Origin of the sequence: Streptomyces callyspongiae, from assembly GCF_047200695.1 — a bacterium.
Lineage (GTDB): Bacteria > Actinomycetota > Actinomycetes > Streptomycetales > Streptomycetaceae > Streptomyces.
In genome coordinates, this window is the sequence record NZ_JBJZOM010000004.1 from 51,080 (window position 1) to 68,093 (window position 17,014).

3 protein-coding genes are annotated in these 17,014 nt (G+C 72.2%); all 3 read right to left on the bottom strand.

The window, feature by feature from the left end:
• Position 1: 1 nt before the first annotated feature.
• On the bottom strand, positions 2–14,266 hold the full coding sequence (locus ACL06G_RS04575; RefSeq protein ID WP_412835454.1) for a non-ribosomal peptide synthetase: 14,265 nt from the start codon (positions 14,264–14,266) through the stop codon (positions 2–4).
• Between the two features lie 283 nt (positions 14,267–14,549).
• On the bottom strand, positions 14,550–16,226 hold the full coding sequence (locus ACL06G_RS04580) for a phytoene desaturase family protein (RefSeq protein ID WP_412835455.1): 1,677 nt from the start codon (positions 16,224–16,226) through the stop codon (positions 14,550–14,552).
• 44 nt (positions 16,227–16,270) lie between these two features.
• A complete protein-coding gene (locus ACL06G_RS04585; protein WP_412785637.1) occupies positions 16,271–16,981 on the bottom strand; it encodes a 2-hydroxychromene-2-carboxylate isomerase in 711 nt (236 codons plus the stop codon).
• Positions 16,982–17,014 lie beyond the last annotated feature (33 nt).

Sequence of the window (17,014 nt, forward strand, 5' to 3'; positions counted from 1 at the left end):
ATCAGAAGAACCTTCCGTCAGCTTCCAGCACGTCGATGTCGTCCTGGTCCAGGCCGACCAGGGAGAGGTCCGACGGGGTGTGCCCACCGGCCTCGGCCGTCGCGGAGTGGGAGGCGACCGCTCGCAGGGCGTGGAACCAGTCGTCGACCAGTTCCCGCACGACGTTCTCCTCGAGCAGCCCGCCCGGCCAGGCGCAGGTCGCCGTCAGGCGTGGCCCCTGGGGACCGTCCACCACGGCGGCCGTGAACTCCAGGGCGTGCCCGGGCGGAGCCTGAGCGTCGCGGAGAGGTGCCGAGACGGCGAGGCCACCGGTCGACACCGCCCACGCGGCGTCCGTGGCGGAGTCGAGGCGTCCGCGGTAGCCGAAGAGAATGTCGGGCCGGGGCAGGGCCGCCAGTTCGGGAGCGGTGCGGGGGTTGAGGTAGCGGAGCATGCCGAATCCGGCGCCGGAGTCCGGCACGGCGCGCACCTGTTCCTTGACCGTCTTGACCGCCGTGCCCACGGCGGGTCCGCCCGCGGTCAGTTCGGTCCAGTCGATGCTGCCGGGATCCAGCCGCACCGGGTGCACGGTGGTGCACCAGCCGACCGTCGCGGAGAGGTCCTGGCCGGCGGCGAACGGCTCCCTGCCGTCCCGTTCGAGGTCCAGCAGCACTCCGCTGCCGCTGATGTGGTCCCTCAGGTAACGGCGCCGCCAGTGTGCGGCGGCGAGCGCGAACGCGGTGAGCAGGATGTCCTCGACGGCGCAGTTGTACGCCTCGGGGGCACGTTCCAGCAGTACGGCCGTGTCCTCGGCCGCCAGTTCGCCCTCGAGCGTCGACGGAGCGCCGTCGGTGGCCGTGGTGGCCGTGGTGGCCGCGGCCGGCGCGGCCGGCGCGGCCGGCGCGGCCGGCGCGGCCAGCCGCGGCTCCTGGCCGGCCAGCAGCGCGGTCCACCGGTCCAGTTCCCGCTCCCGCTCCGGGTCCTGTGCCGCGGCGACGAGTTCCTGGGCCCAGCGCCGGTAGGAGGTGCCGACACCGATCGGTGCGGGAGCGTCGGACACCACCGCCTGCCAGCAGGCGGCCAGATCGGCGCGGAGCAGCTGCCAGGAAGCGGCGTCGACGACGAGGCGGTGGAGCGTCAGCAGCAGATGACCCCGGTTTCCGGGACCGGCGTCGAACCAGACGAACCGGGCCACGTCGCCGGTCTCCGGGTCGAGTTCCCGTACGGTCTCGCGGGCGTGGTCCTGCACTGTGGCGGCCAGCTTGCCGGCGTCCAGACCGGCGACGTCCACGTGGCGGGCCCGGGGCACCGTGCCGGCCGATCCGGCCGGGCGCACCTCGAGGGTCCAGGTGTCCTCGTCCCCGTGACGGCCCAGCACCAGACGCAGGACGTCGTGGCGGTCGGTGAGCAGGGCCAGCAGTGCGTGCAGGCGCTCGGCGTCCAGATCGGCCGGGGCGTCCAGCAGCAGCGACTCGTGGTACGTGGCGGCCGGTCCGCCCTGCTCCCGCAGCGCGTGCACGTTCGGCGGCAGCGGGACTCCGCCGACGCCGCCGCCGGGCGCCTCGGCGACGATCCCGGACACCTCGGTCGCCACCCGGGCGATCCCCTCCACCGTCCGGTGGACGAACACGTCCTCCGGCCTGATCCGCAGTCCCCGCTTCCGGGCGCGGCTGACCAGCCGGATGGAGACGATGCTGTCGCCGCCCAGGTCGAAGAAGCTGTCCCGGATGCCGACCGACGGCAGGTCGAGGACCTCGGCGAACACCTCGCAGAGCGCCTCCTCGTGCGGGGTGCGCGGTCCCTCGTCGGAGACGAGTGCCCGGAAGTCGGGATCCGGCAGACGGCGCTTGTCGACCTTGCCGTTGGGGGTCAACGGCAGCGCGTCGAGCGGGACGAAGGCCGCGGGGGTCATGTAGTCGGGCAGCACCCGGGCGACGTGCGTCCGCAACTCGCCCGCCTCGGGGACCTCCTGTCCGGCGACCGGCACCAGGTAGGCCACCAGGCGGTTGTCCCCCGATCCGTCCTCGCGGGCAACGACCGTGGACCGGGCCACGGCGGGATGCTCGGCCAGCACGGTCTCGATCTCGCCGAGCTCGATGCGGAAGCCGCGGACCTTGACCTGGTCGTCGGCCCGGCCGGCGAACTCCAGCTCGCCCGCGGTGTTCCAGCGGGCGAGGTCACCGGTGCGGTACATCCGGGAGCCGGCCGGACCGAACGGGTCGGCGACGAAGCGCTCGCCGGTCAGCCCGCTCCGGTCACGGTAGCCGCGGACCACACCGTCGCCGGCCAGGTAGAGGTCGCCCGCGACGCCTACGGGTACGGGGGCGAGACGCGCGTCCAGGACGTACACCCGCGTGTTGGCGATCGGGGTGCCGATGGCCGGCGCGCCCTGCCTGCCGTCGGCCTGCCAGGTGGTGGACCAGACCGTGGTCTCGGTGGGGCCGTACATGTTCCGTACACCGGCCGAGAGTTCCTGCAGCCGGCCGGCCAGCGCCGCCGGCAGCGCCTCGCCGCCGACGAGGACGCGCACCCCCTCCAGCACCTCGGGATGCTCGGCGGCGAGTGCCTGCCACAGCGTCGGCGTGGCCTGGACGAGGGTGGCCCCGGTCCGCTCGATGCGCTCCGCCAGCCGGTCCATGTCCCGCACGTCCTCGGTACCGGCGACCACCAAATGCGCACCGGCCGCCAGGGGCACGTACAGCTCCAGTCCGGCGATGTCGAACGCGACGGTCGTGACGGCCACCAGGGTGTCCGCCGCGCCGACCGGCAGCCGGTCGCGCATGTCCAGGACGAAGTTGGCGATGTTCGCCCGGGTGACCACCACGCCCTTGGGCCGGCCGGTGGAACCGGAGGTGTAGATCACGTAGGCGGGGTTCTCCCCGGAGGCCGTGACCGGCGGGGCGCCGTCGGGCAGTCCGGCGAGTTCGCGCCGCAGCTCGGGGGCGTCCACGGCGACGGTGTCCGTGCCGGGCGGCAGCGGCAGTCCGTCGGACGCGGCGGCCGTGGTCAGTACGAGTGCCGGCGAGGCGTCCGCCAGGATGTACCGCACCCGCTCGGCGGGGTAGGCCGGGTCGAGGGGGATGTAGGCGCCACCGGACTTGAGAACGGCCAGCAGCGCCACCACCAGGTCCAGCCCGCGGGGGAGGCTGACCCCGACCGGGACCTCGGGCCCGACCCCGTGCCGGATCAGGAAGTGCGCCATGCGGTTCGCGCGGGTGACGAGCTCCGCGCAGGTGAGCCTGCCGTCCTCGGCGGTGACCGCCACCCGCTCGGGCGTACGGCCGGCGGCCTCGTCGATCGCGTCCACCAGCGAACGGGTGCCGAAGTCGGTTGCCGTGGCGTTCCAGCCGTCCAGCATCAGCGTGCGTTCGGCGGGCGAGAGGATGTCGAGGTCGGCGACGGCACGATCGGGCTCCGCAACCATCTGCCGGAGCAGGTGCGTGAGTTGCCGGGTCGCCCGGACGACGGTGCCGTGGTCGAAGAGGTCGGCGCTGTACTCGGCGACGGCTTCGATACCGGCGGGGGCGCGGTCGTCGTCCAGCTTCTCGCGCAGGTTGAGGTTGAGGTCGAACTTCGCCACGTTCAGGTCGAGCATCAGGCGCCTGGCGGAGACGCCCGGCAGGTCGAACTCGGCCTCCGGGTTGTTGTGGAGGCTCACCATCACCTGGAACAGGGGGTGCCGGGCCATCGCACGCTCGGGACCGAGCACGTCGACCAGCCGCTCGAACGGCACGTCCTGGTGCGCGTACGCCGCCAGGTCGACGTCGCGCACCCGCTCGACGAGCTCGGCGAACGTGGGGTCGCCGGACAGGTCGGTGCGCAGCACCAGCGTGTTGACGAAGAATCCCACCAGATCGTCGAGGGCCTGGTCGGTGCGGCCGGCGATGGGTGTGCCGAGCGGGATGTCGGTGCCCGCTCCGAGACGGTTCAGCAGCACCGACACACCTGCCTGGAGGACCATGAACATGCTGGCCCGGCAGCGCCGTGCGAGTTCCGCGAGGTTCCGGTGGAGCTCGGCGTCCAGCTCGAAGGTGACCCAGCCGCCGCGGTAGGACGGGGTGGCCGGGCGCTGCCGGTCGACGGGGAGGGTCAGCTCGTCCGGTATCCCCGCCAGCGCCTCGCGCCAGTAGGCCGTCTGGCGTGCCGCCAGGCTCTCCGGATCGTTCTCGTCTCCGAGCACGGAACGGTGCCACAGCGCATAGTCCGGGTACTGGACGTGCAGGGGGTTCCAGTCAGGGGTGGTGCCGGAGCATCGAGCTCCGTACGCGACCGCCAGGTCCCGGCCGAACGGGCCGGTCGACCAGCCGTCGACCGCGATGTGGTGCATGACCACGGCCAGCACCGGAGGGGTGTTCGGGGTGCGCAGCAGGGTCGCCCGCAGCGGGGTTTCGACCGTCAGGTCGAAGCCCGTGGCGGCGACGCGTGCCAGTTCGTCGTCCCGCCGGTCGTCGGGCACGTCGAGTACGGCGAACTCGGGTGCGGCGACCGCGGGATCGAGCACCACCTGATGCGGGCGGCCGTCGCGCTCGGGGAAGAGCGTGCGCAGTGCCTCGTGCCGGGCGACCACGTCGCCGAGCGCCGCCCGCAGCGCCGCCACATCCACTGGGCCGTCGAGTTCCAGCGCGACCGGGAGGTTGTAGGTGGCGCTGCGGCCCTCCATCCGGTTCAGGAACCACAGCCGGGTCTGACCGTGGGAGAGCGGGAGTCGGTCGGGCCGGGGGCCGGGGAGCAGCGGGTGCCGGCCCTGGGGCGCCTCGTCCAGCGCATCGGCGAGGGCAGCCGCGGTGGGTGTCTCGAACAACGCCCGGATCGGCATCTCGGTACCGAAGACCGTGCGCACCCGGCTCACCAGGCGGGTGGCGAGCAGCGAGTGGCCGCCGAGGTCGAAGAAGTTGTCCTCCACCCCGACCTCGGGAACCTTCAGCACTTCCGCGAACAGGCCGCAGAGGATCTCTTCCTGCGGGGTCCGCGGTGCCCTGCCGGTGACCGTTGCGGACCAGTCGGGTTCCGGCAGCGCACGCCGATCGACCTTGCCGTTGGGGCTCAGCGGCAGCGCGTCGAGCGCGACGTAGGCGGCGGGCACCATGTAGTCCGGCAGGTCCGCCGCCGTCCCGCGGGCGAGGGCGGTCCGGTCCAGCGCCCCGTCCTCCGGAACCACGTAGGCCACCAGACGCTGGTCGCCCGGGGTGTCCTCGCGCAGCACGACGGCCGCCCGCGCCACACCGGGGCGGCGCAGGACCGCGTTCTCGATCTCTCCGATCTCGACGCGGAAGCCGCGCACCTTCACCTGGTCGTCGACGCGCCGCAGGAAGTACAGGTCGCCGTCGGGGGTCCACTTCACCACGTCGCCGCTGCGGTACATGCGGGAACCGGGCGGGCCGAACGGGTTGGGGGCGAAGCGCTCGGAGGTCATCCGCGGCCGGTGGAGGTAGCCGCGGGCGATGCCCTCACCGGCCACGTAGAGTTCGCCGGCCACGCCCACCGGAACCGGCTGCAGCTGCTCGTCCAGGACGTACAGCCAGGTGTTGGGCATGGCGCGGCCGATGGGCTGCGGCCCGTCGGCGACAGGTTCACCGGCGGGGATGACGAGCTGGGTGCAGTTGACCGTGGTCTCGGTCGGGCCGTAGCCGTTGTAGATGTGGGCCTCGGGATTGCGGGCCCGCCAGTCCGTGAGGGCTTCTCCCAGCAGGGTCTCGCCGCCGAGCATGAGTTCGCGGCTCGGGGAGAGCGCCTCGGGGAGGGCCTCCAGCAGCGGCAGGTGGCTGGGGGTGGCCTTGATGAAGGTGCAGGGGTCGTCCTGGACTTTTGCCAGCGTCGGCGGGTCGACGTCGTCCAGGGTCGCCAGGACGACCCGGCCTCCGACGGACAGCGGGGTGTAGAGCGCGGTGACGGTGAGGTCGAAGGAGATCGGACTGTGCAGGATCGCCGTGCCGGTGGTGCCGGGGTAGGCGGAGGTGCTCCAGGACAGGTAGTCGCTCATGTTGTGCTGCTCGGCCAGCACGCCCTTGGGCCGCCCGGTGGACCCGGAGGTGTAGATGACGTAGGCGGGGTGGTGCGGGCTGACGGGGTGCAGCCGGTCGGCGTCCGAGGGGTCGCTCGCCGGCCGGCCGTCGAGTGCCGCGACGACGTCCGCGGCGTCCAGCAGCAGGCGGGGGAGGTTCTCGGTCTCCGGGATGTCGGCTCCGACCGTGCCGTCGGTGAGCAGCAGTCCGGCGCGGGCGTCGTCCACCATGTAGGCGATGCGTTCGGCCGGGTAGTCGGTGTCGACGGGGAGGTAGGCGGCGCCGGCCTTGAGGACGGCCACCAGGGCGACCACGAGTTCCGGTCGCCGCGGCAGCGCGACCGCGATCATGTCCTCGGCGCCGTGGCCGAGGGCGATCAGATGGTGCGCGAGGCGGTTCGCACGCTCGTTGAGCTCCCGGTAGGTGACCTCCTCACCGCGGCAGAGCAGAGCGACGGCGTCGGGGGTCTTCGCCGTCTGCTCCTGGAACCGCTCGACGAAGGTCGGCGGGACCTCGGTGCGGATCTCTCCCGTGCCGAGGGCCAGGAGCCGGCGGCGGCCCGCCGCGCCGAGCAGGTCGAGCCTGCTCACGCGCTGTGCCGGGTCGTCGGCGGCGGATTCGAGCAGGCAGCTGAATCGCGCGGCGATGTCCTCGGCGCTGCTGCGGTCGTACAGGTCGGTGTTGAAGTTGAGCAGTCCGGTGATGCCTGCCGGGCTGCCGTCGTCGGCGTACCGCTCCCCCACGGAGAACGACAGGTCGAACTTGGCGGTCAGGGTGTTGACGGGGTGCAGCCGGGTCCGCACTCCGGGGAAGTCCAGCTGCATCTGCGGGGTGTTCTCGAAGTTCAGCAGCACCTGGAACAGCGGGTGGCGCGACAGCGAACGCTCGGGCCGGAGCGCCTCCACCAGCAGCTCGAACGGCACGTCCTGGTTGGCGTAGGCGGAGAGGTTCCGCTCGCGCACGCGGCTCAGCAACTGCCGGAACGTCGGGTCGCCGCTCAGGTCGTTGCGGAGCACCAGGGTGTTGACGAAGAAGCCGATCAGGTCGACCAGGGACTCGTCGTTGCGCCCTGCCACCGAGGTGCCGATGGGGATGTCCTCGCCGCCGCCCATGCGGCTGAGCAGCGCCGCCAGCCCGGCCTGCATGAGCATGAACACGCTGGCACCGGAACCGCGGGCGATCTCCAGCAGCCGGGCGTGCACTTCCGCGCTGATGGTGAGGGGGACGAAGTCCCCGTCGTGGCTGGGGACGGCGGGACGGGGGCGGTCCGTCTGCAGTTCCAGCTGGTCGGGGATCCCGTCGAGGGCTTCCTTCCAGTACGCGACCTGGCGCCCCAGCTCGCTGTCGGGTTCGTCGATGTCGCCCAGGACGTTCCGCTGCCACAGTGCGTAGTCGGCGTACTGGACCGGCAGCGGCGCCCAGTCGGGGGCGTGTGCGGCCCGCCGCGCGGCGTAGGCCCGGGAGAAGTCGTTGACCAGCGTCGCGTAGGACCAGCCGTCGGCGACGATGTGGTGGACCAGGACGAGGAACACCTGCTCGGTGGGGCTGAGCACGAACAGCTCGGCCCGGATAGGCAGTTCGTTCTCCAGGTCGAAGCCCCGGCGGGCAGCGGCGGTGAGCGCGGTGTCGAGTTCCGGTTCCGTCAGCTCCGTGACCGGGAGCTGCGGCCGGGCCTCCTCCGGGGCGAGGATCTGCTGGACCGGAACTCCGTCGCAGTCGAGGAAACGGGTGCGGAGACTCTCGTGCCGCCCGATCACGTCGAGCAGCGCCTCGTGGAGCGCGTCGCGGCTCACCTGGCCGCTGAACCGGAGGGAGACCCCGAGGTTGTAGGTCGGGCTCGGGCCTTCGAGGCGGTTGAGGAACCACAGCCGTTGCTGGGTGAAGGACACCGGTACGCGTGCGGGGCGTTCGGCGGCGACGACGCGGGACCGGGCGGTGCCGGCGCGGGCGATCAGCTCGCCCAGTTCCGCGACGGTCGGAGCCTCGAAGAGGTCGCGGACCGCCAGATCGGCACCGAGCACCGCCTGGATCCTGATGATGAGCCGGTTGGCGATGAGCGAGTGCCCGCCGAGGTCGAAGAAGCTGTCGTCGATGCCGACTGTGGACAGTTCCAGGATCTCGGCGAAGAGCCCCACCAGCACCTGCTCCTGAGGGGTCCGCGGCTCCCGTCCGGTCCGGTCGCCCGCGAACTGCGGGGAGGGCAGCGCGTTCCGGTCGAGTTTGCCGTTGGGGTTGAGCGGGAGCCGGTGCAGCACGACGAAAGCGGCGGGCACCATGTACCCGGGCAGCCTGCCGGCCACCAGATCGCGCAGGCGGGCGGTGTCGGCCTCGGCACCGGTGGCGGGGACGACGTAGGCCACCAGCTGCTTGTGCCGGTGACGGTCCTCGCGTGCCACGACCACGACCTGTGCGACCGCGGGGTCCTCCGCGATCGCGGCCTCGATCTCGCCGGTCTCGATGCGGAATCCGCGCACCTTCACCTGGTCGTCGGTGCGGCCCAGGTACACCAGTCGGCCCTCGTTGGTCCAGCGGACCAGGTCGCCGGTGCGGTACATGCGGGTGCCCGGCGCGCCGAACGGATTCGCCACGAACCGCCCGGAGGTGAGCGCCGACCGGTTCAGGTATCCGCGGGCCAGCCCCGCTCCCGCCAGATACAGCTCGCCGGCGACACCGGCGGGAACCGGCCGCAGGCGGGAGTCCAGCACGTGGACACGGGTGTTGGTGACAGGAGATCCGATCAGCGGCTCGGCGGCGGAGCCGTCCGAGAACCAGGCCGTGGCGTACACCGTGGCCTCGGTGGGCCCGTAGATGTTGGCGATCCGGGCCTGCGGCATCACCGTGCGGATGTCGGCGACCGCGCGGGCGGTGAGGGCCTCTCCCGCGAGTGCCACCAGTTCGGCGGAGGCGGGAGCGGCGTCCTGCCCGATCAGCTGGGCCAGGGCCGACGGAACGGCGCTGATGAGGCCGCCGCTCCAGCCCTCCTGCCGTTCGGTGAGTGCCAGCAGGTCGCGGACCACGTCGATGCTGCCGCCCGCGGCCAGCGGCCCGAAGATCTCGAAGACGGACACGTCGAAGTTGAGGGAGGTCGACGCCAGCGCTCGTGACAGCGCCGACCGTCCGATCTCCCCGGCCGCCCAGGTGACCAGGTTGACGACGTTGCTGTGGGCGACGACGACGCCCTTGGGGGTTCCGGTGGATCCGGAGGTGTAGATGACGTAGGCGGCGTTGCCGGGGTGCAGCGCGGCATGCCGGTCGGTGTCGGTGGGGTGTGCGGCGGGACGTGCGGCCACCGCCCGCTGTGTCGCGTCGTCGTCCAGCGCGAGGGTGGGCACGCCGCCGACCACCTCGTCGGACCAGCCGGCGAGCACACCGGAGGTGCTCAGCAGCAGCGCCGGGGCGGCGTCGGACAGCAGGAAGGCGACGCGCTCCTCCGGGTAGCCCGGGTCGACGGGGAGGTAGGCAGCGCCGCTCTTCAGAACCGCCAGTACGGCCACCACGGCGTCCGCGGTGCGCGGCATGCCGAGTGCGACCACGCGTTCGGGGCCCGCACCGCGCCCGATGAGCTCGTGGGCCAGCCGGTCGGCCTCCTCGTGCAGTTCGCGGTGTGTCAGCGACCGCACGTCGTCGCGCACCGCCGGGGCGTCCGGATGCTCCGCCGCTGCCCGCTCGAGGCGGTCGACGAGTGTTCCGCCGGGCAGGTCGCGGGCGGTGTCGTTCCACTCCTCGAGGATGCGGCGGCGTTCCGGCAGCGACAGCACGTCGATCTCGCGGACGGGTGTGCCCGGGGCGGCGGCGACCGCCTCCAACAGCCGCGTCAGGCGGCCGGCGAGTGCCGCGACCGTGGAACGGTCGAACAGGTCCGTGCGGAATTCGACGACGCCCTCGATTCCTGCGGGGGCCCCCGTGACGTCCGTGGACTCGCTGAATTCGAAGGAGAGGTCGAATTTTGCCATGGTCCGCACACCGGGTTCGGCCACTGCCTGCATCCCCGGGAAGGCGAGCTCATTGTCCATCTTCTTCTGGAGGGAGAAGAGCACCTGGCACAACGGATGGCGCGCGAGGGAACGTTCGGGGTTCAGGACCTCGACGAGGCGCTCGAAAGGCACTTCCTGGTTCGCGTAAGCGGCGAGATTGTTCTCCTTCACCCGGTCCAGGAGTTCCGAGAACGAGGGGTCGCCGGAGAGGTCGGTGCGGAGCACGAGAGTGTTCACGAAAAAGCCGACCAGGCTCTCCAGCGCGTCGTCGGTGCGTCCGGCGACGGGACTTCCCAGCACCACGTCGGAGCCGGCACCCAGTTTCGACAGCAGCGAGGCGAGACCCGCTTGGAGGACCATGAAGAGCGTCGACCCGTTCTGCCGCGCGAGAGCACCGAGCCCCCGGTGGAGTTCCGGCGGGATCCGCAGCTCCACCGTGCCGGACCGGTAGTCGGCCTCCGCCGGACGGGGCCGGTCCAGGGGCAGCGGCGTCTCCTCCGGCAGACCGGCGAGTTCCGTACGCCAGAAGGCGAGCTGACGGGCCATCGTGCTGTACGGGTCCCGGTCGTCCCCGAGGACCTCCCGCTGCCACAGCGTGTAGTCGATGTACTGCACCGGCAGCGGCTCCCAGTCCGGGGCCGTACCGTGCACCCGTGCCGCGTAGGCCGTGGACAGATCACGGGCCAACGGGCCCAGCGACCAGCCGTCCGCGGCGATGTGGTGCACCACGACGGACAGCACGTGCTCCCGGGGGCCGAGTGAGAACAGGTCGATGTGCACCGGCAGTTCGACCGCCAGGTCGAAGGTTCCGGCGGCACAGCTGGCCAGCGCCGCAGGCAGTTCCTCGGCGCTGATGGCGGAGACGGGCAGGTCGACGGTCACCGTCTCGGTGTCGAGCACGACCTGGCTCGGGATGCCCTTCACGTCCGGGAAGACCGTGCGGAGGCTCTCGTGCCGGGCCAGCACGTCGCGGAACGCGGCGAGCAGGGCCGCACGGTCCAGGTCGCCGTGCAGGCGCAGCACCAGCGGGATGTTGTACGCCGAACTCGGGCCGCCCAGCCGGTCCACGAACCAGAGCCGGTTCTGAGCGAACGAGAGCGGCACCTCGCACGGGCGCGGCATCGGGGTGATGCCGGACCGTGCGTTCTCGGCGCAGGTGACGCACTCCGCCAGGGTAGCCACGGTCGGAGCCTCGAACAGGGCCCGTATCTGCAGTTCCACGCCGAAGACGGAGCGGATTCTGCCGACGAGCCGGGTGGCGAGCAGGGAGTGGCCGCCGACGTCGAAGAAGTTGTCGTCGATGGTGACCTCGGGCACGCCGAGGATCTCGGCGAACAGTCCGCAGAGGACCTCCTCGGCGGGGGTGCGGGGTGCCCGTCCCGCAGCGCCGGCGACGACCTCCGGTTCGGGCAGTGCCCTGCGATCCAGCTTGCCGTTGGTGGTCATGGGGAGCCGCGGCAGCACCACGAAGGCAGAGGGCGCCATGTGGTCCGGCAGCGTGGCGGCAGCGGTCGCACGGAGCGCCTCGACGTCCACGCTGCCGGCGTCGCCGGCGGGCGTGACATAGGCGACCAGCCGCTTGTCGCCCGGGCGGTCCTCGCGGACGATCACGGCCGCCTGCCCGACGCCGGGAGCGTTCTCCACCACCGCCTCGACCTCGCCGAGTTCGACGCGGAAACCGCGGATCTTCACCTGCTGGTCGGCCCGCCCCACGAACTCCAGTCCGCCGTCGGGCGTCCACCGGGCGACGTCACCGGTGCGGTACATGCGGGCGCCGGGCGCACCGAACGGATCGGCGACGAACCGGTGGGCGGTGAGCCCGGCCCGGCCGTGGTAGCCGCGGGCGAGCCCCTCGCCGGACACGTACATCTCCGCGGCGACACCGGGCGGAGCCGGACGCAGCGCGCTGTCCAGCAGGTACACGCCCAGGTCGGGGAGGGGGGAGCCGATCACGCTGCCCTGCCCGGCTGCCGCGGCTCCACGGTCCAGTGCGATGTGGGAGACGTGCACGGTGGTCTCGGTGATGCCGTACATGTTGACCAGCACGGGCGCGTCGTCCGCATGCCGCTGGTACCAGCGCTCCAGGCGCCGCAGGTCCAGCGCTTCGCCACCGAAGACCACGTGCCGCAGCGCCAGTTCCGCGCCGGCAGCGGGATTCTCGTCGTCGGCCTGCAGGAGCTGGTAGAAGGCGGTCGGCGTCTGGTTGAGGACGGTGACCCGTTCCCGGGCCAGCAGCCGCAGGAAGTCCTCCGGGGAGTGGCGGACCTCGTCGGGAACCACGACGAGCCTCCCCCCGTGCAGCAGTGGTCCCCAGATCTCCCAGACCGAGAAGTCGAACGCGTAGGAGTGGAAGAGCGTCCACACGTCGTCCGGTCCGAAGCCGAACCACTGCTCGGTGGCGGTGAACAGGCGCAGGACGTTCCGGTGGGGCACGGACACGCCCTTCGGACGGCCCGTGGACCCCGAGGTGTAGATCATGTAGGCCGGATGCCGCGGGTCGAGGCGGTGGCGGCGCTCCGAGGCAGCAAGGTCCCCGGCTCCGTGCCCGGCGATCTCGGCGGCGGTGTCCGGAGCGTCCAGTACCAGCGCCGAGCCGGCCTCGCGGGGAAGGCGGCCGAGGTGGGCGGAGTCGGTGATCACCAGGGAGGGCGCGGCGTCCTGGCACAGGTAGGCGATCCGCTCGGCGGGATAGCCGGGGTCGATCGGCAGGTAGGCGGCTCCGGCCTTGAGCGTGGCGAGGATCGCCACCACCGTGTCCGCCGAGCGGGGGAGCGCCAGCGCAACGAACTGCTCGGGGCCCGCGCCGCGCGCGATGAGGGCGCGGGCGAGCCGGTTGGCGCGGGAGTTGATGTCGCGGTAGCAGTGGCCGACACCGTCGGAGACCACGGCGGTGCGGTCCGGGTTGCCGGCCGCGACCTGCTCGAACAGTTCGGGCAGCGTCGGCGCCACCGGTTCCGCGGCGGGCTGCGGCGCCGCCGGCGTCCGCTCGCGTTCCTCCTCGGTGAGGGTGTCCAGACGTCCCACCGGCGTCGAGGGGTCGCAGGCGCACAGGCGGGCGAGCAGGTCCAGGAACCGGCGCTGGTGCCGGGCGAGCGACTCCTGGTCGTAGAGCGCGGAGTTGCCGTCGAAGTCGAAGCGCAGACCGCCCCCCGTGGAGCGGGTGTCCATCACGACCGCCAGGTCGGTGATGGGGCCGTTCGGCAGGTTGTGCGCGGTCGCGCCGTGCCCGGCGAACTCGATCCCGTAGTCGAACAGCACCAGGTTCACGTGGGGTCCGACCAGGTGCTGGTCCGGGCTCAGTCTGAGGTCCCGGCGGATGTCCTCCTGCCGGTAGCGCTGGTGGCGTACGGCTTCCCGCATCCGTGCGGCCACCGTGCCGAGGAGGGCCTCGACGTCGGTGTCGGGTCGGATGCCCAGGCGGAGCGGCACGAGGTTGGACACGCTGCCCGGCACGTTCCTCGTCGCGCGGGTGCGGCGGGCCGCCACCGGCAGGCCGATGACGACTTCGTCGGTGCCCGTCAGGCGCTGCACGTAGAGGGCGAGTGCGGCCACCACCACGGTGGGCCAGCCCGTGCCGGCCTCGCGGGCGGCGTCACGCACCTGCTCGACGGCGTCCGCACCGAGCGTCTCGCTGCGGCGTATCAGGCTGCGGGGCATGTGGGGGGCTCCCCCGGCGAGAGCCGCGGCGGGCCGGGCTCCCCGCAGGCGGTCCTGCCAGAAGGCGCGGTCGCGTTCGCGGTCGGGGTTTCCGGCGTACTCCCGGCTGTCCTCCACCAGCTGCCGCAGCGGCGGGAACGGAGTGTCCGGGATCGTCCCACCCGTGGCCAGCGCGGTGTAGACCTCGGCCACGCGCGGCACGAACAGGGCCACCCCTGCCCCGTCCAGCAGGATGTGGTGGACGCGGTGGTACCAGAGCCAGCGGTCGTCGGCGACCTTGAAGAGCGCGAAGGTGAACAGGCGGTCGCCGAACAGGTCCACCGGCCGGGCGCCGTCCTCGTCCATCCAGGCCCGGGCGCTGCGGACGGGGTCCTGCTCGCCGGTGAGGTCCCGGACCACGAAGGGGAAGTCGATCCGCGGCATGACGTGCTGCTCGGGAGTTTCCCCGTTCTCGGTGAATCGCACCCGCAGGGCGTCCGTTTCACCGACCACGCGGCGCAGCGCCGTTTCGAACAGGTCGGAATCCACCGGCCCGGCGATGTCGAGATACTCGGCGATGTTGTAGATCGTGAGGGAGGAGTCGATCCGCTGCGCGAACCAGATACCCGATTGGGCCGGTGTCAGAGGGAGTCGGATCTCACCGGTTCGAGGCACGACTACTCACTCCCCTTGATTCGGAAAACACAATGGGCACGGCCTCGCTCCGGCCGCGCCGAATCGGCGCATCTGCGCTGCCGGACAGGAAGACCCGCCGCGCGCTTGGACGCTACCAATCGCCCCGGAGGGCGGGAACGCCTGAATAAGAAGCCTCAATAAGCGATTTCCGCAGGTCGCCCAGGATGCCCGGCTCCATTCGGGGAAGGACGGGTGCTGCGCGGGCGGCACCGGGAATGGGCCGACGGCATTCCGCCGTCGGCCCGGTCGCCCCGGCGTCCTGTCAGCGGACGTGCGTGCCGCGGGGCGCGCTTCCGCCGCACACGTGCAACGGGTCCCAGTCGGGGCCGCGTTCGGGGAGCAGGCCCGGATCTCCCGTCACCGCGCCGGCGTGCACCTCGGGCAGGAGTGGCCGGTCGAGGATCTGCCCGGCGCAGGCGATGCCGCTGACGGCGGCCCCGGTGATTCCGCTGCCGTAGCGTGTGCTCTGCCCCACCACGTACAGGCCGGCCACGCCGGTCCTGGTGTCCGGCCGGGCCCCGGTTCGGCCCCAGCGCGCCAGTCCGAACGGCGACCCTCCGGTGGAGAGCGTGTAGCGGCGCTGGGTGGGAGGCGTCGCGAGTTCGAGGTGCGCCACATGGTGGCGGAACGGGCCGAGTGCGGCCTCCGCGGTGGCGAGCATGGCCTCGGTGACGCGTTCCTTCTCGGCGAGGTATTCCGGGTCCCGGCGGTATCCGCGGCCGTCGCCGGTGGCCGCGGACGGCCCCCACCGGTCCAGTTGTCTCGGACACAGGGCCATGACCTGGAAGTTGGCGTGTCCAGCCGGGCGGAGCGCCGCGGTGCCGGGGTCCTTGTCCGAGGCGAAGGAGATGAAGACCGATGTCGGCGCGTCGAACCGGTCCTCGGCCAGGGAGCGGAAGGAGGCCTCGATGTCGGCGTTCCCGTGCCACCACAGGTTGGCGTTGGTGTCACGGGGCAACTCCCGGTCGAGGCCGACGTAGAGGACGGCCAGCGGGTGGCCCATGACGGCGTTCCGGGCACGTCCGACGACGGGTGCGGGGAGGTGGTCCTCGCCCACGAGGTCCAGGACGGTGCGGGGGTAGTCGGCGTTCGACACCACGATCGGGGCCCGCAGCTCCTGGCCCGTGTCGAGAACGACACCGCATGCGCGGCCCTCCTCGACCCGTATCCGGGCGACCCGCCGGCGGGTCAGGAACCTGCCGCCGTGTGCGGTGAGGGCCTCGGCGAGGGAGGCGGCGAGCACCTGGCCGCCTCCGACGGGGTAGCCGGCTCCTCGGAGGTAGTGGTCGGTCACACTGGCGTGCATGCCGACGGTCGCCTCCTCCGGTCCGATGCCGTAGTTGAGGGCCTGCGCCGCCAGGACGGTCCGGGCCGCGGCGGAGAGTGCGCAGTGCCCGAAGAGGTCGTGCAGGGTGCGGCGCCCCCAGGACACCGCCGTGGAGGTGCGCTTCAGTATCTCGGCGGGTTCCACCCCCACGGCCGAGAGCAGCGCCCAGCGCATCTCGGCCCCGACGGCGGAACACACCTGCACGAAGGTGTGCAGTCCCTCCTTGTCCTCGGGAAGCACCTCGACGAGCCGGCCGAGGTAGCGGTCCCAGCCCACGGGGACGCGCATCCTCAGGCCCGGCAGCACGATCTCGTCGAACCCGTCCGGATCCATCGGGCGGAACGTCACCCTGTCGGCAAGCCCCAGACCGCGCAGCACGGACGGCAGGACGCCGTCGGGCCCGCAGTCCCCGATGTAGTGCACTCCGGCGTCGAACTCCCAGGCGGCACTCCGGCGGAAGACATGACTGTTCCCGCCCAGCACGCCTGCCTGTTCGAGCACGAGGACGCGGCGTCCCGCCGCCGCGAGGTACGCGGCACAGGTGAGTCCGCCCATGCCGCTGCCGATCACGATCGCGTCCCAGTCGGAGGGCAGCCGGCTCTCGTCGCTCATCGCAACCTCTCGGGTCCGTACTCCCACACCTGCTGGGCGCGGCCTCAGCCGCATCCGCCGGCGTGTCCGGCGTCGGCTCCGGCGGGGGCCGTCCCCGGCAGCGCTTCCCGCTCGGCCTCCGACACCGGGGCCGCGGCGCGCGGAACGCCCCGCAGAGCGGCGACGAAGGCCTCCACACGGTCCACGCCCCAGAACTTCGCGTGGCCGTGCACGAAGAACGGCACACCGAAAACACCGTCGCGGGTGGAACCGGCGAGAACGTCGGCGCCGCGCTCACGCAATTCCGGATCGTCGACGGCGCCCGCCGCCCGGTCGGCGTCCAGACCCAGCGAGGCCGCGATGTCACCGATGACGGCCGGGTCGCTGATGTTCTTCGCCTCCTGCCAGCGGGCCCGGTACACCAGGTCCACGAACGCGCGGCCCTTGCCGGCGTCGTCGGCGAGCAGGTACGCCAGGTGGGAGACCTCCCAGACGGGCTCCCGGTCGATGGGCCAGGTGACTTCCAGCGCACGGTCCTCGGCCAACCGGCGGGCGTCCTGGAGGATGTAGAAGTTCTTCTCCCGCGCCATCGGGACCAGGGGCAGCGTGCTGCCCCGCTGCTCGAGCAGCTTCTCGGTGCGCTCGTCGGGTTCCCAGAAGGGAATCCACTGCACGCTGTCGAGGACGTCGGGGTGTCGCGCCGTCAGGTCCCGGTAGGCGAACCAGGAGTAGGGGCTACGCAGGGAGAAGTACCAGCGGGGCGGCTTCTTGGCCATGACCGTGTCCTTGGGTGGAAGGGGTGTCGGCGT

Coding starts and splice junctions, on each gene's coding strand:
- ACL06G_RS04580 (WP_412835455.1), bottom strand. CDS start 16,226: ATGAGCGACGAGAGCCGGCTGCCCTCCGACTGGGACGCGATCGTGATC.
- ACL06G_RS04585 (WP_412785637.1), bottom strand. CDS start 16,981: ATGGCCAAGAAGCCGCCCCGCTGGTACTTCTCCCTGCGTAGCCCCTAC.